Here is a 22490-nt window from a genome sequence, read left to right as displayed (position 1 = left end):
TAGGCCACTATCCCGTCTGGCTGTTTCAATCCAGCTTGATGTCGGCTTGGCGCACGATGGATCCCCATTTGTCCTGATCCGCCTTGATCAAGGCCGAGAAATCCTTCGGAGCCGTCCAGCGAGGTTGACCACCTTCCGCCACCAGTTTTTCGACCATAGCGGGGTTGTTCAGCGCCTTGGCCACCTCGGCGTTCAAGGCCGTGACAACGGCTGCCGGGGTTCCCTTGGGCGCGACCAGGCCATACCACGATTCGGTGACGAAACCCTGGTAACCCGATTCGGCGATCGTGGGGATACCCGGCAAGATGTTGACGCGCCTAGCCGAACTCACCGCGAGGGCACGCAGCTTTCCCGCCTTCAACATGCCTACCACCGATGCCGGGGTACTGAAGGTGAAGTCGACCTGTCCTCCCAGCAGATCGGTCAGCGCCGGGCCGATGCCCTTGTAAGGCACATGCACGAACTTGACTCCAGCACGATCGGCCAGCAGTTCCCCGGACAAGTGACCTATCGTCCCCGCTCCCGCCGAAGCCATCGTCAGACTCCCGGACTTGGCCTTTGCCGCACTCACCAGGTCGGCCATCTTGCGGTAAGGCGAATCGGCACGTACTACCAGCACCACCGGCTGCGCCGCCACCAGCGAGATCGGGGCAAAATCCTTCTGCGCGTCGAACGGCATCTTCGGGTAGATGGCCTGATTCACCGTGAGATTGGACGACTGTCCCATCCCGATGGTGTAACCGTCAGGCGCTGCCTTGGCCACCGCATCGAGCCCGATGTTGCCGCCGGCACCCGGTTTGTTTTCGACGACAATGGTCCACTTGGAAGAGGCGCCAATCTTTTCGGCAATCTGCCGCGCCAGGATGTCGGTACCGCCCCCCGGGGTCATCGGCACGATCAGGCGGATCGGCTTGCTCGGCCACTTGTCTTCGGCCAGCGCCCCCTGCGACAGGCCAACACTGAGCACCATCAGGCCGAGCAAAGTGCAAAATGGACGTCTTTTCATTGCATGTCTCCTCTATTGTCTAAAACCACCTTGGCCGCCAACAGGCGTTCCACCTCTTGCTGCGAATAACCCAACTCCTGCAATAACTCACGGGAGTGACTGCCCGGCAGCGGCACATCCAGCCGTGCACCGAAGCGGCGGCCATCCATCTCGAATGGCAGCATCGGCACCATGACGCTGCGGCCATCGGGCAAGGTGACCGGGGTCATGCCGCCCGACTCCAGCAGGTGCTGATCTTCGAACAAGTCTTGCGGACGCCGGATCGGCGCAAACGGCAGGCCGGCCCGCTCGCAGATGGCCATCAGTTCCTGCTTGCCCATGAGACCAAAATGCTCGCGCACCACCGGCAGGATGCGGTCGCGTGCCTCGACCCGCTGGTTGTTCAGAGCCAACGTCGTATCCGCCGCCAGTTCGGAAAAGCCAAACGCTTCACAGAACACCTGCCATTGAGAATCGCTGACCACCCCGACAAACACCTGCTCTCCGTCGCCGGTGGCAAAGACGTCATAGATGGCCCATGCCGAAATCCGGCTCGGCATCGGCGCGGCCGGTTTGCCGGTGACCGCGTACTGCATCATGTGCTGGGCAACGAGGAACACCGAGTTCTCGTACAGGCCGGACTGCACAAACTGACCTTTGCCAGTGTTTTTGCGCTCGTACAGCGCGGCGAGGATGGCCACCGCGCCGAACATGCCGCCCATGACGTCGTTAACCGAGGCTCCGGCCCGCAGCGGACGGCCCTCCGGTCCGGTCATGTAGGCCAGCCCGGTCATCATCTGCACCACTTCGTCGAGCGCAGTGCGGTGATCGTAAGGCCCCGGAAGGAAGCCCTTCATCGAGCAATAGATCACGTCCGGATTCAACACCTTGACGTCTTCGTAACCGAGGCCCAGCTTGTCCATCGCACCAGGGCGGAAGTTTTCTGTCACCACGTCGGCAGTAGCGAGCAGCGCCGTGACGGCGGCCATGCCTTCGACGGACTTGAGATCGACGGCCAAGCTTTTCTTGTTGCGGTTGTAGGTCATCCAATAGCCGGCACCCGAACCGCTCAAGCGACGGGTGTTGTCGCCTTGCGGCGCCGGTTCGACCTTGATCACCTCGGCGCCCAGATCGGCCAGCAGCAAACCGCAGGTCGGTCCCATCACCATGTGCACGAATTCGACGACACGCACGCCTTCCAGGGGAAGTTTCATACTCATGCGGCTGCCCTCCCCCCGGCATAGACGAATCCATTGGGCAGACCGGCATCCGGTACGAAGCCGTAGATCGGCTCGCCGGGCAGTCCTTCAGCAATCAAGCTACGGGCAGCGATCAACTTGTCCAGATCGACGCCAGTGCGCAGCCCCATCGACTCCAGCAGGAACACCAGGTCTTCGGTGACGATATTGCCGGTGGCACCGGGTGCGTACGGGCAGCCACCCAGCCCGCCTTGCGAGGCATCGAAGGTGGTGACACCGGCTTCCAGGGCGGCTACCACGTTAGCCAGCCCCTGGCCGCGGGTGTTGTGCAGGTGAGCGCCGCCGGCCTTGTCGCCGATTTCGGCAAATAGCCGGGTAAACAGACGGCGTACCTGGGCCGGGTTGGCATAGCCGGTGGTATCGGAAAGGCCGATCGAATCGGCGCCGTTGTTGGCCAGCATCACCGCCATCTCGATCACCCAGTCCTCGGAGACCGGGCCTTCCAGCGTGCAGCCGAAGGCCGTGGAGATACCCACTTCTATCCCCGGACGCTGCCCGGCAGGCAAGCTGTCACACAGTGCACGTAACTGCGCCACCTGGGCGATCGCTTGTTCCGGCGTCATATTGATGTTTTTCAGGCTGTGCTCGCGTGAGGCCGAGACCGGCAGCGTCAGCTTGGGCGCACCAGCCGCGATGGCCCGTTCGGCCCCTTTCAGATTGGGCACCAGCGCCAGCACCTTTAGTCGCGGAATCTTGATCGCCTCGCACACCACAGCTTCGGCATCGGCCATCTGCGGCAGCAGCTTGGGCGACACGAACGATCCCACTTCGATCTCACGCAGGCCGGCTGCAGCCAGCGCCTTGATCCAGCGATGCTTCACCTCGGTCGGCATCACCCGCTTGATACTCTGCAGCCCGTCACGCGGACCGACTTCACTGACCAAAACGTCCACTTCTTCCTCCATCCCGAACTCCTTCTGGTGGCGACCTCATTTGACGGGACTGCGCCATCGCCCCATTCGCACGTTCTGTCTAACAGAACGATGTTCTGTTTATTGAAATGACTATAGGGAGGTGACTACGGCTTGTCAAGCCTGTGCCAGGCAAGGGAACAGGGAAATGACATGCCAGCTCGCGACGACATAACGGAACATGAAAGGATGGCGCCAGGTAGACACGGTGCCCACGACAAGTCCGGTCGAAACAATCCGGAGATGAAAGGCACATCACAGCAGCAAGACAAGGCCTGCCAGGAAAGCACTCAGATCAGAGACGGGATGAGGAGCTTGACGGCCATGGAATGGCTTTACTAGCATGGACTGCATGACAGAACAGCATACTGACGAACAAAACACCGAATGGGGCAAGGCCAGCGGTGTAGCGGCCCTGGAGCGTGCCTTTTCCATTCTTCACTGCTTCAGAGCAGGAGAGGAAGCAGTCTCTCTCGCTGAGTTGGCGCGTCGAACCGGACTATACAAGAGCACGATCCTGCGCCTGCTCGGTTCATTGGAGTACGGCGGCTTCGTACGCAAGCTGCCCGACGGCAATTACTCGGTCGGCCCCGAACCACTGCGACTGGCACAGATTTATCAGGACTCCTTCCGTGTAAAGCACGTCATCCAGCCGGTGCTACAGCAGTTGTCCAAAGAAAGCGGCGAAACGTCGTCATTTTACGTCCGGCAGGGTAACAGCCGAATCGTGCTGCATCGGGTGGAGCCATCACGTACCGTCCGCTTTTCGGTGCGGGAAGGAGAACGGTTTCCCATCGAACACGGTGCATCGGGCAAGGTATTGCAAGCTTTCAGTCAGCCGCACCCGAAAGGCTTTGAAGAAGCACGAGAACGGCTGTGGTGCGTATCTTATGGTGAGCGCGATCCGGAAACCGCCTCAGCATCCGTCCCGGTTTTCGGCATCGGGCAGGAGCTACAAGGGGCACTGACCGTGTCCGGACCGAAGGAGCGCATCGGCTCGGTTGCCCCCATGCGCAACGCCTGCCGCTTACTGCTTGCCGCTGGGGCACAGGTCACCGCAGCGCTGGGAGGTGATCCGGGCGTGTTCGCTCATAGTCTAGAGCAACTGGACACGGTACCGTTTCCTACGCCATGAAGCGGGACAAACGAGCCCTCCTCCACGGCCATTGCGAACACAGACAAACGTATCGGCCAAGCTGACAACGATCACGCCGCCCCAAGGGCGGCGTTGTCGCGTTGCACCAGCCCCGACTCAGCCCTTGCTGCGCGTCGCCCTATCCACCAGATACATCAGGTGCTGGTAGGGAATGCCGGCATGTTCCGACAGGCCGATCTCACAGGTGGCGCTGGTGGAGAAGCCGCCGCAGCAGCCGCCCACCTGCTCCTTCAGCCCGGTCAGCGCCGAGGCGTTCAGCTCGGGATGGGAGAAGCCCTTGTCGCCGGCAAAGCCGCAGCAGGTGATGCCGGCGGGCTCGGTGACCCGGTTCGAGCAGCGCCGCGCCAGTGCGTTGAGCGTGGCGCCCTGGCCTAGCCGCTTCATCGAGCACACCACGTGCAGCGCGACGTGCTCGTCGAGGGGGGCGAACTCCAGGTGCTCGGCGGCGACGGTTTCGATGAAGGTGGTGACATCGACGATGTGCAGGCGCTCGTCACGGATGCCGTCCAGCATCGCCGCGGTGCACACGCCGTTGTCGACGATCACCGGCCAGCGGCCGTTGTCGCTCGCCGCCAACAGCGCTGCCTTGAGTTCGGCCAGCTTGGCGGCGGCGGCGTCCAGCGCCCCCTTGGACTTGAACGGCGTGCCACAGCACAGATTGTCCAACCCGGCCGGATAGATCAGCCGGTAGCCGGCCTTGCCCAGCACCGAGGCCACCACCTCGTTGAGCGGACGCGGATCGGGCATGGCGGTGGACGGGGCGAAAGTGCGGGTGAGGCAGGATGGCAGGTACACCACCTTGCGCTCGCTGGCGGAGCGGCCCTCGGCCAGGCGCGGCTTGGCCGCCGCGCGCGGGAAGTACGGCGTCCAGTGCGGAATGCGGCGGCCGAACACGCGGCGCAGGCCGTGCATCATGGCGCCGGTGACGGCATCGCCAGTCACGGCGTGAGTCGCGTCCAGCACTTTCAGACCGAGCCGGGCGCCACGTGTCGCGGTGTCGTAGTGACCGGCCAGCCAGTTGGCTGCGGCCCGGCCGACGTCGGTTTGATGGCTCTGGCGGATCTGCGAGGTCAGTTTGCCGGTGTTGATGCCGACCGGACAGGCGGTTTCGCACAGACCGCAGGTGGTGCAGGTCTCGTCGCCGGCGTACTGGTACAGTGCTTCCAGCTCGGCCAGGCGCTCCGGAGCATCTCCGGCACTGCGCAGTGCCGCCATCTCGCGGTTGGCGACGATGCGCTGGCGCGGCGTCAGGGTGATGGCGCGGCTCGGGCACATCACTTCGCAGAAGCCGCACTCGATGCACTTGTCGACCAGGGCGTCGACCACCGGGATCGGCTTGAGGTCCTTGACGTGCAGCAGGGCGTCGCGCGTCAGGATCACATCGGGGTTGAGGAGGCCCTGCGGATCGAAGATCGCCTTGATCTCCTGCATCACGCGGTACGCCACCGGGCCCCATTCCATCTCGACGAACGGCGCCATGTTGCGGCCGGTGCCGTGCTCGGCCTTGACCGCCCCCTCGTAGTCCACCGCCACCAGCCGGCACACCGCCTCGATGAAGGCCTCGTAGCGGGCGACTTCTTCGGCCCCGGAGAAGTTGGGGGTGAACACGAAGTGCAGGTTGCCCTCCAGCGCGTGGCCGAAGATGATCGCCTCGTCGTAGCGGAACTGCTTGAACAGCGCCTGCAAGGCCAAGGTGCCTTCAGCCAGGTGCTCGATTGGAAACGCCACGTCCTCGATGATCACCGTGGTCTCGGCGGCGCGCATCGCCCCGACGCTGGGGAACATGCCCTTGCGGATGTTCCACAGCTGGGTGTACTCGGCGGGCACGTCGGTGAAGTTCACGCCGGTCAGGGTGTCGATATGGCCGATGAAACCGGTGATCGCCGCCACGTTGGCCGACAGCGCGGCCGGATCGGCGGCGCGGGTTTCGATCAGGATCGCGGCGGCGTCTTCCGACAGCGTCCTGATCAGCTCCGGCACGCCAACCTTGTTCTCGACCGAGCGCAGGCTCGCCCGGTCCAGCAGTTCCGCCGCCGCCACCACGTCCTTGTGCTGCGCCAGCACCTGCACCGCGTCGCAGGCGGCCTTGATGGTGGGGTAGAACACCAGGGCCGAGGCCTTGTGGGCGTGCTCGACCACGGTGTGGTAGGTCACTTCGGAGACGAAGGCCAGCGTGCCCTCGCTGCCGACGATCAGGTGGGCGAGGATGTCGAGCGGGTCGACGAAGTCCACCAGGGCATTGAGGCTGTAGCCCGTGGTGTTCTTCATCTTGTACTTGCGGCGGATTTTAGCGGCCAGTTCGGCGTCGTCCTTCACCCGCGCCGCCAGAGCCGCCAGTTGCCCGAGCAGCTCGGCGTGGCTGGCGCGAAACGCCGCGACGTTCGCGGCGTCGGCGGTGTCGAGCACGGTGCCGTCGGCCAGCACCACGCGGATGGCGCGCAGGGTCTGGTAGCTGTTCTGCGCCGTGCCGCAGCACATGCCGCTGGAGTTGTTGTTGACGATGCCGCCGATCATGGCCGAGTTGATGGTGGCCGGGTCCGGGCCGATCTTGCGCCCGAAAGGCGCCAGCGCGGCGTTGGCGGCGGCGCCGACCACACCCGGCTGCAGCCGGATCGCCGCCCCGCCGTCGAGCACCTCGATGCCCTTCCAGCCGTAGCTCGCCACCACCAGGATGGAATCGCTCACCGCCTGGCCGGACAGCGAGGTGCCGGCGGCGCGGAAGGTGACCGGCAGCGCGAGCTCGGCCGCCAGCGCGAGGATGGTCCGCACTTCGGCCTCGTCCTGGGTCTTGACCACGATCTTCGGCGTCAGCCGGTAACAGGAGGCATCGGTGCCGTAGGCCAGGGTGGAAAGCGGGTCGGTGTAAATCCGCCGCGGTTCGACATGTTCCTGCAAGCGTTGGTGAAACTCGCGATACGCGCCCTGCAACATGGCCATCTCTCCTCCTGCGTCGCGAACCGCCAGCGTCCACGCGCGTGCTATTGTCGATGGCGCGATGGTGCCACATTTCCCCGAGCGCCCCATCAAGGGATAGCCCTTGGTCCGACGCCGTCTTGCGGTGCCGGCGGCACGGCTGCTAGGCTCAAGGCTGGTTCGTCACGGAACGAGGATACACCTCATGTTGATGCAACGCGACAACGCCACCTTGCTGGTGGTCGACGTCCAACAAAAGCTGGTGCCGGCGGTGGTGGACCCCGCTGGCATGATCGCCCGGGTGCGCTGGCTGCTCGGCGTGGCGCACGACACCGGGCTGCCGGTGGTGTTCTCCGAACAGTATCCGCAGGGGCTCGGCCATACCGTGCCCGAACTGCTGGCCGCCGCCCCCGCCGCGCCGGTGGTGGCCAAGCGGCATTTCTCCTGCGTGGCCGGCGAGTGCCTGCCGGACGAGTTGCTGGCGCGTCCCCAGGTCATCGTGTGCGGCATGGAAACCCACGTCTGCGTGCTGCAGACGGTGCTGGAACTGTTGGAAGCCGGAAAGCAGGTGTTTGTCGTCGCCGACGCGGTGGCAAGCCGTTCCCCGCACGATATCGAGCTGGGACTGCAACGCATGCGCGACGCGGGCGCGGTGCTGGTGAGCCGCGAGATGGTGCTGTTCGAGCTGCTGCGCGAAGCCGGCACCGAGCTGTTCCGCGCCATGAGCAAACGCTACCTGCAAGGCGAGCAGCCCTGAAAGCCCCTTCCCTTTCGAGCCCAGGCGATGGTCCTGTGTATGGAAGGCGGGCTGAATAAAACGGCATGACGGGCCGCCGGCCCTGAAACAGAACGGGCGGCACCAAAAACGAAAGGTTGGCCGAAACGCTTCGGCCAACCTTCTTTTCGCGAGATGACGGCTGAGCCGTTCTAGTTCTCCCCTATTGCTTCCACTTCTGGCCTCGGCGGGCTGAAAGTGCAGACTTGGCTCTGCTGCGTGCACTGCTATGGTGCATAAATCACCATAACTACACGGGAATGACACCAAATCGGTGCAAAACTCCCCCTTACCCCTGCATCATGGCAGCGGCACGCTGGACAACCGCTACCTATAAAGCAAACCGCGTGCCAGGAATTTCAAGCCTCGCCCTTCGTTCCCCCTCCGACAGCGCCGGAGCCAGCACCCTCCACCATCGTTTGCGAAAACGGCTCAGCGGAGCGTGATGGTAAAATGAGGCCGACACCGCATTTCAGGGCGTGTTGCACCCCATCGACGGCGATGCCGAGGACAAGCCGCCCTGCCCCATCCCACCTACCATCGAGGAAAACGTGATGACCACCACAACCAGCTTTAAGGACATCCTGGCCAGCCTACCCGACACCACCGGCATCGCCGCGCTGGTGCTGCTCGACGAGCACGACGAGCAGCAGGCCCGCCTGGAAAACCAGCCCGGCACCGCCGGCTCGGTCAAGGTCTACTACGCGCTGGTACAGCGCTTCGGCCACATCGACCGCGCAGCGGCGGAAGAAGGGCTGGCGCTCTACGCCGAGCATACCGCCGACGCTCGCCTCAATCCCGGCAAGCACCCCAACATCGACCGCCTGCTCGCCATCGCCGAAGGCGGCGCTCCCGGCCTGAAGGCGCGCATCGTACTGCAGGGTGACTAAGAGCCGCTAACAAAACCCTCTTGGCGTTGTTGTGCGGCTTGGCCGTACTACTTGTACTGTAGCTTCGCAGAAACTTCGGCTACGCCTCGTTTTCTGCAGCCGCACGCCTAGCCAAGACCGTTGCACTGGGTTTTGTTAACGGCTCTAAGCCATCTCGATCCGCCTGGATTCGGAAATAGAAAAAGCCCGCACATGTGCGGGCTTTTTCGTCAGGCGGGTAACCGGGAATCAGGCTTCCGGGGTCACGACCACCTTGATCGCCACCACGACGTCGTGGTGCAGGGCGATTTCCAGCTCATACTCGCCGATGGCCTTCAGCGGGCCGTTCGGCAGGCGAACTTCGAAACGCTTCACCGGCACGCCGAAGGCGGTAACGGCTTCAGCGATGTCGACGTTGGTCACGGAGCCGAACAGACGGCCATCCACACCGGCCTTCTGGGCGATGGTGATGGTGGCGTCGGCCAGCTTCTCGGCACGGGCCTGGGCATCGGCCAGGATTTCGGCTTGCTTGGCTTCCAGTTCGGCGCGGCGAGCTTCGAAGGCTTCCAGGTTGGCGGCGGTAGCGCGCTTGGCCTTGCCTTGCGGGATCAGGAAGTTACGGGCGTAACCGTCCTTGACTTTAACCACGTCACCCAGTTGACCCAGGTTGGCCACTTTTTCGAGCAGAATGATTTGCATCTTGTCGATCCTTTCCCGGCTTAGTGTTGGTCGGTGTACGGCAGGAAGGCCAGGAAGCGCGCGCGCTTGATCGCGGTGGTCAGCTGACGCTGATAGCGAGCCTTGGTGCCGGTGATGCGGGACGGGATGATCTTGCCGTTTTCGGCGATGAAATCCTTCAGGAGATCAACGGATTTGTAGTCGATTTCCTTGATGCCTTCTGCCGTGAAACGGCAGAACTTCTTGCGCTTGAAGAGTTGACGAGCCATTTTGACTAACCTTTTACAAATTCAACGTGTTCGATATGCAGTACCAACCGCGGGTTGCGCAGGCTGCGCTGGCTGAGGAAACCGCTGACGGTCACCATCTTGCCTGCCAGGCTACCGGAAAACTTCCGGCCCGCTTCACCGATCAGGAGTGCCTGAACTTCGCAGCTCACGTCCCTCTCGAAGCCCGCTTCACGCTGCCGCGATTGATGCCTGAGCCACATTTCCAATACCGGCAAGCCGGCGGGGGTGTATCTCAGCGCCTCTTCGCGTTCGACAGCGGCGGTCAGTACCAGCTGGTTCTGCAAGGCAGTGCCGCTATCAGGCAGCGACTTCAGCCTCGGCAGCCGGCTGTTGCGGTTCCAGCAGGTTCTTAGCCTTCTCGTCCTTCATCATCGGGGACGGTTCGGTCACGGCGCGGTCCAGCTTGATGGTCAGGTGGCGCAGAACGGCGTCGTTGAATTTGAAGGCGTGTTCGATCTCGGCCAGGGTCTCTGCTTGGCACTCGACGTTCATCAGAACGTAGTGAGCCTTGTGCAGCTTCTGGATCGGGTAAGCCAGTTGACGGCGACCCCAGTCTTCCAGACGATGGATCTTGCCTTCAGCGGCCAGAACCATGCCCTTGTAGCGCTCGATCATGGCCGGAACCTGTTCGCTCTGGTCCGGATGGACGATGAACACGATTTCGTAATGACGCATGTGAACTCCTTGTGGCTATAAAGCCTTTCCGTCATGCGGTAGCGAAAAGGCAAGGGTTGAGAACCGCAGAATTCTACGCACCTTTGCGCGCCACGGCAATGAAAACAGCCGCCGGACCGTTGATTCAGGTCCGGCGGCTGTGGTGTGGATACCGAAACGTCTAAACCACGGTGCCGAGCTTGTTGAAGAAATCGTTGCGAGCGCCCCAAGGCCGGATCGAGAAGCACAGCCGTACAAATGGTACGGCGAGCATCGCAGGGCCGGGATTGGGGGGCACAGCAGATTTATTCACAAGCTCTCAGCCGACCACGTCGTAACCGGCATCACTCACCGCCTCCGCCAGCATGCCGCGTGTCGGCATACCGGCGTCGCACAAAACTTCGACCTTGCCACTCGCCAGGTCGACCTCGACCTGGCGCACTCCTTCCAGGCCCCCCAGCGCGTTCTTGATACTGTTGGCGCAGCCGTTGCAGGTCATACCTTCGACATGCAGGATGATTTTTTCCATGAAGACTCCTTTCTCAGAACTTCTTGTGTCGCTCGATATCACTCACCCGCCCATTGCGGAAGGTGATGGTGGTGGTATGCGGTTCGGCGCCGTCGGCGTACCAGGTCATGCTCTTGCGGTCGCCCCAGGCGAAGCCGTGCCGCGTGCGGTAGCGCACCGTACCGCCATCGCTGACGTAGTCGGGCGGCCCGGTCAGCTCGAGTACCTCAGCCTCGCTCATGCCGGTGTCGAGCCGGATGTAGATGTTGAACGGAATCGGCGCCGCCACCGCGAAGAGCGGCCCGCAACACAGCGCGAGGCGCAACCCGCGCACCAGCTTGTCCATGTTCACCTCCCGCCGCCCAGGGCGGCAGCGTCAGCGCACCTTCTTGACCACGTCGATCAGCTCGGTCACCACGCCGGTGGCGTCGCCGGCGCGCAGCGCCTGCGCCACGCAGCCTTTCATATGGTTTTCCAGCAGTTGCAGCGACACCGCGTCCAGCGCCGATTTCACCGCGGCGATCTGGGTCAGCACGTCGACGCAGTAGCGGTCGCCGTCGATCATGCCGCTGATGCCGCGCACCTGCCCTTCGATCCGCGCCAGGCGCTTGAGCAGGGCGCTCTTGTTGGGTTGCACGACCAGCTTGTCGCTGCCCGGGGTTTCCTGGTCACAGCACTGCATGACGACTCCTCGGTATGGGGATGGCAATCCGGCATTGTGACGTATCCGGCGGCCCGCACAAAGGCCGCCCCTCTTTCAGTCTAGGCCCAGTAGAGAACGGCCGAGGCCTAGGCGCGCACCAGCAGCTGCCCCATCATGCCCTGGTCCTCATGCTCGAGGATGTGGCAGTGGAACATGCGCAGGCCCGGCAAATCCTGGCGGAAACGCAGCCGCACGCTCTCGCCCGCCGCCACGTTGACCACGTCGTGCCACGCTCGGAACGGTTCGTCGCGCCACTGGCCATCCTCGGTGCGCGCCACGACCTGGAACTGCGTGCCGTGCAGGTGGAAAGGGTGGTCCATGTGGGCGTTGCCGACGATCTCCCACTCCTCCACCTGGCCGACCTTGCCTTCGAAATCGATGCGCGCCATGTCGTAGGTCTTGCCGTTGATCAGGAACATCGCCTTCGGGTCGGCCATGTTCTCGGAGAACTCCACGCGCCGCTTCACGGCCGGTGCCGGCAAGGCGGGTACCTCGGCCAGACGGGCCGGCAGCGGCGCGCTCGCCCGGCGCCCCTGACGGGTCAGCGTCATCAGCGGCAGCACCTTGTCCTGCTCCGGGTGCATCGCCTTGCCGCGCGAATACGGCAGCGCCACCAGACCGGGCGTCTTCCCGGCGTTGAAGCGCCCGGTCACCACCAGTTCGGCGCGCTCGCCCGGTGACAGCAGCAGATACTCGATGCGACGCGGCGCGGCGATCGCTCCGCCGTCGGTGCCGACCAGGTACACCTCGTGCGCCGGCAGCGCGATCTTCAGGATGCGCGCGCTGGTGGCGTTCCAGATACGCCAACGCTGGCGTTCGCCCTCGGCCAGCGCCAGCGTCGGGCGCAGCGCGCCGTTGACCAGCACGAACTGCCCCTCGCGGCCGTCGTGACGGTCGGCCATGGAGTTGGCGGCGATACTCCCGTCGGCATCGAGCTTGAGGTCGGACAGGATCAGCAACTGCTCGGGGAGGCGAGCCAGCGGGTCGTCGCGGCGGCGCACGATGAAGGCCCCGGCCAGGCCCATGTAGGCCTGCTGCCCGGTGTAGCCGTGCGGGTGCGGGTGGTACCAGTAGGTGCCGGCCGAACCCTTGGGCAGGGTGAAGCGGTAGCGGCGTGAGGCTCCCGGCAGCACCGGATCGTGCGGGTTGCCGTCCTGCTCGGCCGGCACCGGCATGCCGTGCCAGTGGATGGTGGTGGGCTGGGCCAGGCGGTTGGTGAAGGCGATCTCCACCGTGTCACCCTCGTAGGCCTCGATCAGCGGCCCCGGCACAGAGCCGTTGTAGGCCCAGAAGGTGGTCGGCTTGCGCCCCGGCGCCAGCTTGACTTCGAGTGGCGCGGCAACCAGTTCGGCTTTGACGCTGCCGACACCGCCGCGGTTGGCCAGCCGCACCAGTTGCGGCAAGGGGCGGCCTTCCGGCAGCGTCACGGCGGCTTTGTCGCCCGCCATCGCCGCCATGTCGTGGCCGGCATGCTCGCCATGGTCCATGCCCGGCATGGCGGGCGGGGTAGCTGCCCAGGCGGAACGGGCCAACAGCGGCAGGGCGGACAGCCCCAGCGACAATTCCAGGAAACGACGGCGGTGCATACGGTTCTCCTTGACGGTTCTTTCCAATAATATACCCCCATAGGGTATTTGAAAAGAGCAGCGAACAAGGCAGAAAGTTTCCGGGCAGCGGCGCTTCGGTCAATGTTGGTCGAACGAAACACCCCCGCACAGGGCGGGGGTGTTTTGAGACTGAAAGCGGCCGGGCAACTCAGCCCTGCGCTTCACCCTTCAGCACGCGCTGGCGCCGGCTCTCGGAAAGCACCATGCCGGACGAGACCGACACGTTGAGGCTCTCGACGCTGCCGAACATCGGGATCGACACCAGCACGTCGCAGTGTTCGCGCGTCAGCCGGCGCATGCCCTCGCCTTCCGAGCCCATCACCCAGGCCAAGGGGCCGGCGGCGTCGAAGTGGTAGAGGTCGGTGTCGGCTTCCATCGTGGTGCCGGCGATCCACACCCCGGCATCCTTGAGGTCGCGCAGCGTGCGCGCCAGGTTGGTGACGGTGATGTAGGGCACCACCTCGGCGGCACCGCAGGCCACCTTGGACACGGTGGCGTTGAGGCCGGCCGAGCGGTCCTTCGGCGCGATCACGGCGTGGGCGCCCATGGCGTCGGCCACACGCAGGCAGGCGCCGAGGTTGTGCGGGTCGGTAACGCCGTCGAGGATCAGCAACAGCGGCGGCTCGGACAGGTGTTCCAGCACGTCGTCGAGGCTGACGTGGCTGCGGCTGGCGTCGATCATCGCCACCACGCCCTGATGGCGGGCGTTGCCGCTCATGCTGTCGAGGCGCGCCTTGTCGACGATGTGCAGCTTGATGTCTTCCGCGCCGGCCTTGTCCAGCACCGCCTGGGCACGGGCGTCCTGGCGGCCGCCGGCGAGCCAGATCTCGAGCAGGCTCTTGGGGTTCTGCCACAGCCGGGCGTTGACGGCGTGAAAGCCGTGGATGAGGCGCTTGTTGCTCATGTAAAGAAGCCTGGAAACGGAAATGGCGGCTATTGTACCGCCATCGCCGCGCCTCAGCTTGCCATCGTGCCGACGTGGGCTTTCGTTGGCGGGCTGTGCCGGCGCAGCCAGTCCGTCAGTTCCGCTGCCGGCAACGGCCGGCTGAACAGATAGCCCTGCAGCAACTGGCAGCCCTTGGCACAGAGGAAGGCCGCCTGCGCCTCGGTTTCCACCCCCTCGGCCACCACGCTGAACGACAGCTTGCGCGCCATCGCCAGGATCGCCTCGGCGATCGCCGCGTTGTCGCCGTCGCCCGGCAATCCCTCGGTGAAGGAGCGGTCGATCTTCAGCGTGTCGAGCGGGAAGCGCTTGAGGTAGGACAGCGAGGAGTAGCCGGTGCCGAAATCGTCGATCGACAGCCGCACCCCGAGTGCCTTCAGCTCGCCCAGCAGAGACACCGCCTCGGTGGGATTCTGCATCACCATGCTCTCGGTCATTTCCAGTTCCAGCCGCCCCGCCGCGATGTCGGCCTCGGCCAGCGCCCCGGCCACCTGCACGATCAGCCCCTGCTGCTCGAACTGACGCGCCGACAGGTTGATCGCCAGGCGCGGCACGTGCAGGCCGTGGCAGTCCCAGTCAGCCAGCTGGCGGCAGGCCTGGCGGATCACCCAGTCGCCGATAGGGCGGATCAGGCCGGTCTCCTCGGCCAGCGGGATGAAGCGCACCGGCGACACCAGGCCCAGTTCGGGATGGCGCCAGCGCAGCAGCACCTCGAGCGCCTCCAGGCGGTGCGTCGCCGCCGCCACGATGGGCTGGTAGTGCAGTTCGAACTCACCGCGCTCCAGCGCCTGACGCAGCCCGTTCTCCAGTTGCAGCCGCTCGATCGCCTGGGCGTTCATCTCGGCGGCAAAGAACTGGTAGGTGTTCTTGCCCGCCTCCTTGGCGCGGTACATCGCCACGTCGGCGTTCTTCAGCAGGGTGCGGGCGTCGCTGCCGTCATGGGGATAGACGCTGATGCCGAGGCTGCCGGTAACGATCAGCTCCTGCCCCTCCAATCGCAACGGCTGCGCCAACACCGCCAGGATGTCCTCGGCCAGGGTCGACAGCGTGGCCTGGCTGGCGAAATGACTGACCAGCAGCGTGAATTCATCGCCGCCGAGACGGGCGATCTCGCCACGACCGCCCACTACCTGTTCCAGCCGGTTGGCGGTTTCGCGCAGCAGCTCATCGCCGGTCTGGTGGCCGAACGAGTCGTTGATCAGCTTGAAGCGGTCGAGGTCGAGGAACATCACCGCCACGCTCTGACCGGAGCCCGCCAGCTGCTGGATACGGTCTTCCAGCCGCGCGATCAGCCAACTGCGGTTGGGCAGGCGCGTCAGCGGATCGTGGTTGGCGAGGAACTGCAGCCGCTCCTCGGCCTGCTTGCGCACCGTGATGTCGGCGAACACGCCGACGTAGTTGGTCACCACGCCGGCGTCGTCGCGCACCGCCGAGATCGACAACTCGGCCGGATACCACTCGTGCGAGCGGCGCCTATCCAGCATTTCGCCCTGCCAGTGGCCGTGGCGCGAGAGCCCGTCCAGCATCGCCGCGCTCCAGCTGTTGTCGTCGCGGAAGATGCGCGACACCCTGCCGATGACCTGCTCCGGCAGGTAGCCGGTGATGCGGGTGAAAGCCTGGTTCACCGCGATGATGCGGTAGTCGGCGCCAGTTATCAGGATGCCCTCGGCGGCGTTCTCGAACACCTTGCTGGCCAGCTTCTGGTTGGCATCGGCCTGCAGCCGGTCTGAAATGTCGACCACCACGCCGATGATGGCGCCGCGGCCACGATACTCGAACAGCCGGCTGTGGATTTCCACGTCGAGCGGCTGGCCGTCGTACCGCATCAGCCGCGTGGCGAAGTGCATGATGGGAATGTTCTCGCTCAGGCGGTGGTGGATCTGCTGGCGCAGCCGCTGCCGCTCCTCGCCGGCCAGCACCTTCTCGATCCTCTGCCCCAATAGCGCCTCGCAGGAGTAGCCCAGCATCTCGGCCAGCTTGTCGTTGACGTAGGCCAGCCGCTCGTCCTGCAGAATGTAGATGCCGACCAGCGATTGCTCGATCAGGGCATGGTAACGGCTCTCGGCCTCCTGCTTGGCCTGCCGCTCGCGCTTGTTCTGGGAAATGTCGGTGGCGATGCAGCCGATGCCGGCGGGCAGGCCGTTGGCGTCGAACAAGGGAAACTTGGTCACCAGGAAGTCACTCGGCAGCCCGTCGAGCGTCAGCATCTGTTCATACTGGCGCGACTCCAGCGCATTGAGCACCTGGCGGTCCTGCTCGACCACCTGCCGCGCCTCCTCCGGCGGCAGGAAATCGACGCTCCTCTTGCCGATCAGCTCGGCCGGCGTCTTGCCCAGCGCCTGCGAATAGGCGCGGTTGACCAACAGGTAACGCCCCTCCAGGTCCTTCAGCGACATCACGTTGGGGCTGTTCCGCAGCAAGGCCTCGAAGCGCGCTAGCGAGTCCTGCAGCTGACGGATCCGGTGCGCCGCCGCCTCCGACTGCGTCGCCACCAGCTGCGCCGACAGCACCAGCGCCAGGTTCAGCACGATGCCGTTGGCCGGCAGGCGAACGGGCTGGAACGACGGGCCGTCGAGAAACGTCGCCAGCACCAGGATCAGCAGCCCCAGCAGCGTCGCGCCGCCGATGCCGGCGCGGCAGGCAGCCCACAGCAAGCAGGGGTAGAGCAAGAGGTAGATCGGCACCAGGGGAAGATGGCCGACGCCAAGCACGGCCGCCCACAGCGACAGCATCAGCAGCGCGATGAGCATCAGCTCGACGTAGCGGCGCCGGCTGTCTTCTGCACCGGCGAACGCCGCCGGCACGCACAAGGTCAGCGCCAGGGCCAGTGCGCCGTATTGCAGCAGCGCCTGCGAGAGCGGCACCTCGGCCCCGGTGAGCTCCTGCAGCCCCCACAGCAGCAGGGCCGTCACGGCGGCCGGAGCCAGCAACAGCACCGCCAGCAGGCGCAGCAGCGCCGAGAGCGAATTCAGGGCAAGCCGGGAGTGGTGGATGCCGGCGAGCCGGGTAGCACCGGCCATCAGATAGAGCGACAGCGCCAGCCCGCCGGCCCAGAGCGGCCCGGCCCACTGGCTCGCCAGCGCCCAGGCCGGCAGCGGCCACAGCCAGACCAAACCGGCGGGACGGCGCACCATCCACAGCAGGAACAGGCCATGCGGGATGAAACTGGCCGGACCCGGCGGGGTTCCGGCCGTGTCCGGCCACAGGGGCAGCGAGGAAAGAAATACCAGCAGCGCCAGGCAGGAAGCCAGCCACTCCTTTCTGTTCACCATAAATCCTTTGTAGTGAGCCGCCATGCCGGCGAGCCCTTGTCATTGTTATCGTCGCGTTGGCCGCATCATGCCGCCCGGCTGCACGGGAAGGCAGGCTGGTATAATACCGCGAGTCCCCTCCTTGTGAAGTCGTATGTTGACCACTCCTCCCCCGCTACCGCCGGCCGGCCAGAAGACCCGGCTCGCCCCCCTGCCCGAAGGACTGGACGCCGCTCTGTTCGCCCAACTGGCAGGCCAGGGCCCGATCGTGCTGGTGCTGACGGCCGACGCGCAAAGCGCGCAGCGCCTCAAGGCGGAAATCCCGTTCTTCGCCCCGGACTGCCGGGTGGCGCTCTTGCCCGACTGGGAAACCCTGCCCTACGACCACTTCTCGCCGCACGCCGACCTGGTCAGCGAGCGGCTGGCCACGCTGTGGCAGATCCGCCAGCGCGAATGCGACGTGGTGATCGCGCCGGTATCGACGGCGATGACGCGGCTGGCACCGGTGGGCTACCTGCTGGGACGCACCTTCTTCCTCCAGGTCAAGACCCGGCTCGACGCCGACAAGCTGCGCGCCGACCTGGTCACCGCCGGCTACGCCCACGTCACCCAGGTGATGGCGCCGGGCGAGTTCTCGATCCGCGGCGGGCTGATCGACCTGTTCCCGATGGGCTCGGCGCTGCCCTACCGCATCGACCTGTTCGACGACGAGATCGACACGCTGCGCACCTTCGACCCGGACAGCCAGCGCACGCTGTACCCGGTGCCGGAAATCCGCCTGCTGCCGGCGCGCGAATACCCGACCGACGAGGCCGGCGTCACCGCCTTTCGCCAGCACTACCGCGAGCGCATGGAGGGGGACCCGTCCAAGAGCCGCATCTACCGCGACGTCAGCGCCGGGATGTCGCCGGCCGGCATCGAATACTTCCTGCCGCTGTTCTTCGACGCCACCTCGACGCTGTTCGACTACCTGGGCGAGGACGCACTGGTGGTGACCCACCGCGACGTGGGCGGTGCGGCCGAGACGTTCTGGCACGAGGTGCAGGAGCGCTACCAGATGGCGCGTGGCGACACCGAGCGGCCGGTGCTGGCACCCGGCGAGATCGTGCTGCGCCCGGACGAGCTGATGGCCGCGCTCAAGCCCTACCCGCGCTTCGAGTGCCCGGCCGAGCCGGCCCCGACCGGCCTGCCGCCGCTGGCGGTGGAGCGGCGGGCCGACAACCCCTTGCAGAAGCTGGCGGACTACCTCGCCAGCTACCCCGGCCGCGTGCTGCTCTCCGCCGAAAGCCTGGGGCGGCGCGAGACCATGCACCAGTTCCTGACGGAGAACGGCATCAAGCCGGTACCGGTCGACAGCTGGGCCGAGTTCGCCGGCGGCAGCATGAAGCTGGCGCTCACCGTGGCGCCGCTGTTCAGCGGCTTCGCCGTGGCCGAATCGCAGCTCGCCATCGTCACCGAGAGCGAGCTGTACCAGCACGTGGCGCGCAGCCACACGCGCCGGGCGCGCGCCCGCGCCGGCTCGGATGCCATGCTGCGCGACTTGGCCGAGGTCAAGGTGGGCGACCCGGTGGTGCACGAACAGCACGGCATCGGCCGCTACCTCGGCCTGGTGTCGATGGACCTGGGCGAAGGCGAGACCGAGCTGATGCAGCTGGAGTACGCCGACGGTGCCAAGCTCTACGTGCCGGTGGGCCAGTTGCAGCTGATCTCCCGCTACGCCGGCGGCGCCACCGAACAGCTCACCCTGCACCGCCTGGGCAGCCCGGCCTGGGACAAGGCCAAGAAGAAAGCCGCCGAAAAGGCGCGCGACACCGCCGCGGAACTCCTGAACCTGTACGCCCAGCGCGCCGCGCGCGAAGGCCACGCTTTCACGCTGTCCCACCACGACTACGATGCCTTCGCTGCCGGCTTCGGCTTCGAGGAAACACCGGACCAGGCCAGCGCCATCGAGGCGGTGATCGCCGACATGTGCTCGGGCAAGCCGATGGACCGCCTGGTGTGCGGCGACGTCGGCTTCGGCAAGACCGAAGTGGCCCTCCGGGCCGCCTTCGTCGCGGTCATGGGCGGCAAGCAGGTGGCGGTGCTGGTGCCGACCACGCTGCTGGCCGAGCAGCACTTCCAGAACTTCTCCGACCGCTTCGCCGACTGGCCGGTGAAGATCGCCGAGCTGTCGCGCTTCAGGAGCGCCAAGGAGAGCAAGGCGGCGCTGCAGGGGCTGGCCGACGGCAGCGTCGACATCGTCATCGGCACCCACAAGCTGGTGCAACCGGACATTCAGTTCAAGAACCTGGGCCTCGTCATCATCGACGAGGAACACCGCTTCGGCGTGCGCCAGAAGGAACAGCTCAAGCGCCTGCGCGCCAACGTCGACGTGCTGACGCTGACCGCGACGCCGATCCCGCGCACGCTGTCGATGGCGCTGGAGGGCCTGCGCGACTTCTCCGCCATCACCACCGCGCCCTCGCGCCGGCTGGCGGTGAAGACCTTCATCTCGCCGCTCGCCAACGGCGTGATCCGCGAGGCGGTGCTGCGCGAACTGAAGCGCGGCGGCCAGGTGTTCTTCCTGCACAACGAGGTCGACACCATCGCCAATATGCAGGAGAAGCTCACCGAGCTGCTACCCGAGGCGCGCATTGGCGTGGCGCACGGCCAGCTGCGCGAGCGCGAGCTGGAACAGGTGATGCGCGACTTCCTGCAGCAGCGCTTCAACCTGCTGTTGTGCTCGACCATCATCGAGACCGGCATCGACATCCCCAACGCCAACACCATCCTGATCAACCGCGCCGACAAGTTCGGCCTGGCCCAGCTGCACCAGCTGCGGGGCCGCGTCGGCCGCTCGCACCACCAGGCCTACGCCTACCTGCTGACGCCGGACGGCATGACCCGCGATGCTCAGAAGCGGCTGGAAGCGATCCAGATGTCCGAGGAACTGGGCGCCGGCTTCTACCTGGCGATGCACGACCTGGAAATCCGCGGTGCCGGCGAGGTGCTGGGCGAGGGCCAGTCGGGCGAGATGCAGGAAGTCGGCTTCGCGCTGTTCACCGAGATGCTCAAGCAGGCCGTGCGCGACCTGAAGAAAGGCAAGACCCCGGACCTCGACGCGCCGCTCGGCGTCACCACCGAGATCAACCTGCACAGCCCGGCACTGTTGCCCGAAGGCTACTGCCCGGACGTGCACGAGCGGCTGGTGCTGTACAAGCGGCTCGCCAGCTGCGAGACCGAGGCCGAGATCGACGCCATCCACGAGGAACTGGTCGATCGCTTCGGCCTGCCGCCGCAGACCGTCAAGACCCTGGTCGACAGCCACCGCCTGCGCCTGGCGGCACGCCGGCTCGGGGTGCAGAAGCTCGACGCCAGCGAGGCGGCGATCCAGCTCAGCTTCGTCAAGAACCCGCCGATCGACCCGATGAAGATCATTACACTGATCCAGAGCAAGAAGAATTACAAGCTCGCCGGCCAGGACAAGCTGCGCGTCGAGGTCGGCATCGACGACGTGGGCCTGCGCGTGGTGCGGGTGAAGGAGCTGCTGAAGGAGTTGCAGTAAGAAAGCGACAAAAAAGCCGTGCCCCTCTGGGAACACGGCTTTTTTTGTCGCGATATTCTTTACACCGCTTCCAGCGCCAGCAGTTCCACCATGGTCTGACGGCGGCGGATCAGGCGGGCCGCGCCGCCGTCGATCAACACCTCGGGCAGCAGCGGGCGGCTGTTGTAGTTGGACGACATCGACGCACCGTAGGCGCCGGTGTCGTGGAACAGCAGGTAGTCGCCCACCTGGCACGGCGGCAGATCGCGCGTCACCACCACACCACCCTCCTCCTGGGTGAACACGTCGCCCGATTCGCACAGCGGCCCGGCCACCACGGTCGGCACCAACGCCTCGGCCACCGGCTGCGGCCGGCCCTGCGCGATCAGCGAGATGCCGTGGTAGCTGCCGTACATCGACGGCCGCATCAGATCGTTGAAGCCCGCGTCGACCAGCACGAAGTGGCGGCTGCCCATGTCCTTGACTGCTCGCACCTCGGCCAGCAGCACGCCGGACTCGGCCACCAGGAAGCGGCCCGGCTCGATCTCGAGGCGCACCGGGTGGCCCAGCTTGGCCTCGATCTGTTTGCGCGCCGCGTCCCACAGCCCGAAGTAGTGGGCGGTGTCGATGCGCGCATCGCCCTCGCGGTACGGGATCGACAGGCCGCCGCCGGCCGAGATCGCCTCGAGATCGTGCCCCATGCCGGCCACCAGGTCGACCATGGCGCCGCACACCTGCTGCAGGTGGCCGTAGTCGACGCCGGAGCCGATGTGCATGTGCAGGCCGACCAGCTTGAGACCGTGCTCGCCGATCACCTGCAGGGCGTCCTGCAGTTGCTCGTGCCAGATGCCGTGCTTACTGTTCTCGCCGCCGGTGTTGGTCTTGTTGCTGTGGCCGTGACCGAAGCCCGGATTGATGCGCAGCCAGACGCGGTGGCCTGGCGACACTTCGCCCAGCTGGCGCAGCATGTCGATCGACCCGGCATTGACCGGAATCTGCTCATCGACCACGCGCGCCAGCGTGGCGCGGTCGAGCAGGTCGGCGGTCAGCACGATGCCGGACGGCTCCTCGCCGCGGCCCGAGAAGCCGGCGGCCAGCGCACGCTCGATCTCGCCCAGCGACACCGCGTCCACCACCACGCCCTGCTCGCGCATCAGGCGCAGGATATGGGTGTTGGAGCAGGCCTTCTGGGCGAAGCGGATCACGTCGAAGTCGCGCAGCTGGGCGATGCGCTCGCGGATCACGGCGGCGTCGTAGATCCACACCGGGGTGCCGTGTTCACGGGCAATGGCGTCGAGCAATTCGGGAGAAGGGGTCGTCATACGGCAAGGCTCCTGGGCCGCGGCCGGGGCGGCACGGTTATTCGGGGACGGCGCAGAACGCCGCAGCATCGAGAGGCATCATGCCCGAGCGCCGTCATTTCATAAAATATCGTTTTTCATGATGATCATTCATGTACGATATG

The 22490-nt window shown here is 65.4% G+C and carries 19 protein-coding genes; 4 read left to right on the top strand and 15 right to left on the bottom strand.

The annotated features are described in order from the left end of the window. Positions 1–25: 25 nt before the first annotated feature. From PSEMAI1_RS0103430 to PSEMAI1_RS0103420, 3 genes are read right to left on the bottom strand one after another with little or no spacing between them, the layout of a single operon-like run. Positions 26–1006, bottom strand: coding sequence for a tripartite tricarboxylate transporter substrate binding protein (locus PSEMAI1_RS0103430; protein ID WP_024301514.1), 981 nt, complete (start codon positions 1004–1006; stop codon positions 26–28). After that, positions 1003–2205: a CaiB/BaiF CoA-transferase family protein gene (locus tag PSEMAI1_RS0103425; protein ID WP_024301513.1), complete on the bottom strand. Its 1203-nt coding sequence runs from the start codon at positions 2203–2205 to the stop codon at positions 1003–1005. Before PSEMAI1_RS0103425 ends, PSEMAI1_RS0103430 begins: the two co-directional genes overlap by 4 nt. Beyond that, entirely contained in the window at positions 2202–3149 is a 948-nt protein-coding gene (locus PSEMAI1_RS0103420) for a hydroxymethylglutaryl-CoA lyase (RefSeq protein WP_024301512.1), read from the bottom strand. Before PSEMAI1_RS0103420 ends, PSEMAI1_RS0103425 begins: the two co-directional genes overlap by 4 nt. Positions 3150–3507: 358 nt before the next feature. Here PSEMAI1_RS0103420 and PSEMAI1_RS0103410 point away from each other — a divergent pair, with 358 nt between their 5' ends. Next, positions 3508–4290: an IclR family transcriptional regulator gene (locus tag PSEMAI1_RS0103410; RefSeq protein ID WP_024301510.1), complete on the top strand. Its 783-nt coding sequence runs from the start codon at positions 3508–3510 to the stop codon at positions 4288–4290. A gap of 117 nt (positions 4291–4407) precedes the next feature. On the opposite strand, the gene PSEMAI1_RS0103405 is transcribed toward PSEMAI1_RS0103410, so the two are convergent. Then, complete coding sequence (locus PSEMAI1_RS0103405; RefSeq protein WP_232219822.1) at positions 4408–7248, bottom strand: FAD-binding and (Fe-S)-binding domain-containing protein; 2841 nt, start codon at positions 7246–7248, stop codon at positions 4408–4410. A gap of 181 nt (positions 7249–7429) precedes the next feature. Between PSEMAI1_RS0103405 and PSEMAI1_RS0103400 the strand changes: the two genes are divergently transcribed. Beyond that, positions 7430–7981 carry a hydrolase gene (locus tag PSEMAI1_RS0103400; protein WP_024301508.1) on the top strand — a complete coding sequence of 184 codons (552 nt, stop codon included), beginning with the start codon at positions 7430–7432 and terminating at the stop codon, positions 7979–7981. Positions 7982–8553: 572 nt separating this feature from the next. Continuing rightward, positions 8554–8889, top strand: coding sequence for a DUF2322 family protein (locus tag PSEMAI1_RS0103395; protein WP_029770474.1), 336 nt, complete (start codon positions 8554–8556; stop codon positions 8887–8889). Between the two features lie 228 nt (positions 8890–9117). Here PSEMAI1_RS0103395 and rplI read toward each other — a convergent pair whose 3' ends face one another. The 10 genes from rplI to PSEMAI1_RS0103345 form a co-directional block, all read right to left on the bottom strand. Further along, entirely contained in the window at positions 9118–9567 is a 450-nt protein-coding gene (rplI, locus tag PSEMAI1_RS0103390) for a 50S ribosomal protein L9 (protein ID WP_024301506.1), read from the bottom strand. Positions 9568–9587: 20 nt separating this feature from the next. Further along, positions 9588–9815 (bottom strand): 30S ribosomal protein S18, encoded by a 228-nt coding sequence (rpsR, locus tag PSEMAI1_RS0103385; RefSeq protein ID WP_008953312.1) that lies wholly within the window; start codon positions 9813–9815, stop codon positions 9588–9590. Between the two features lie 5 nt (positions 9816–9820). Continuing rightward, the gene (gene priB / locus PSEMAI1_RS0103380) at positions 9821–10120 is read right to left on the bottom strand and encodes a primosomal replication protein N (RefSeq protein WP_024301505.1); all 300 of its coding nucleotides are present in this window, start codon (positions 10118–10120) and stop codon (positions 9821–9823) included. Between the two features lie 13 nt (positions 10121–10133). After that, positions 10134–10511, bottom strand: a complete 378-nt coding sequence (rpsF, locus tag PSEMAI1_RS0103375; RefSeq protein ID WP_024301504.1) for a 30S ribosomal protein S6 — start codon at positions 10509–10511, stop codon at positions 10134–10136. Between the two features lie 298 nt (positions 10512–10809). Continuing rightward, positions 10810–11019, bottom strand: a complete 210-nt coding sequence (locus PSEMAI1_RS0103370; RefSeq protein WP_024301503.1) for a heavy-metal-associated domain-containing protein — start codon at positions 11017–11019, stop codon at positions 10810–10812. A gap of 13 nt (positions 11020–11032) precedes the next feature. Beyond that, complete coding sequence (locus PSEMAI1_RS0103365; RefSeq protein ID WP_024301502.1) at positions 11033–11344, bottom strand: hypothetical protein; 312 nt, start codon at positions 11342–11344, stop codon at positions 11033–11035. Positions 11345–11374: 30 nt separating this feature from the next. Continuing rightward, entirely contained in the window at positions 11375–11680 is a 306-nt protein-coding gene (locus PSEMAI1_RS0103360) for a metal-sensitive transcriptional regulator (protein WP_024301501.1), read from the bottom strand. Positions 11681–11787: 107 nt separating this feature from the next. Next, on the bottom strand, positions 11788–13287 hold the full coding sequence (locus PSEMAI1_RS0103355; protein ID WP_024301500.1) for a multicopper oxidase family protein: 1500 nt from the start codon (positions 13285–13287) through the stop codon (positions 11788–11790). Between the two features lie 169 nt (positions 13288–13456). Next, positions 13457–14212, bottom strand: coding sequence for a 23S rRNA (guanosine(2251)-2'-O)-methyltransferase RlmB (rlmB, locus tag PSEMAI1_RS0103350; protein ID WP_024301499.1), 756 nt, complete (start codon positions 14210–14212; stop codon positions 13457–13459). 53 nt (positions 14213–14265) lie between these two features. Beyond that, positions 14266–17523: an EAL domain-containing protein gene (locus tag PSEMAI1_RS0103345; protein WP_024301498.1), complete on the bottom strand. Its 3258-nt coding sequence runs from the start codon at positions 17521–17523 to the stop codon at positions 14266–14268. A gap of 133 nt (positions 17524–17656) precedes the next feature. On the opposite strand from PSEMAI1_RS0103345, the gene mfd reads away from it, so the two are divergent. Beyond that, complete coding sequence (gene mfd, locus PSEMAI1_RS0103340) at positions 17657–21046, top strand: transcription-repair coupling factor (protein ID WP_024301497.1); 3390 nt, start codon at positions 17657–17659, stop codon at positions 21044–21046. A gap of 59 nt (positions 21047–21105) precedes the next feature. Here mfd and lysA read toward each other — a convergent pair whose 3' ends face one another. Continuing rightward, the gene (gene lysA / locus PSEMAI1_RS0103335; RefSeq protein ID WP_024301496.1) at positions 21106–22347 is read right to left on the bottom strand and encodes a diaminopimelate decarboxylase; all 1242 of its coding nucleotides are present in this window, start codon (positions 22345–22347) and stop codon (positions 21106–21108) included. Positions 22348–22490 lie beyond the last annotated feature (143 nt).

This window comes from Pseudogulbenkiania sp. MAI-1, from assembly GCF_000527175.1.
Classification (GTDB): Bacteria; Pseudomonadota; Gammaproteobacteria; order Burkholderiales; family Chromobacteriaceae; genus Pseudogulbenkiania.
This window is presented reverse-complemented; position numbering and strand designations above follow the sequence as displayed.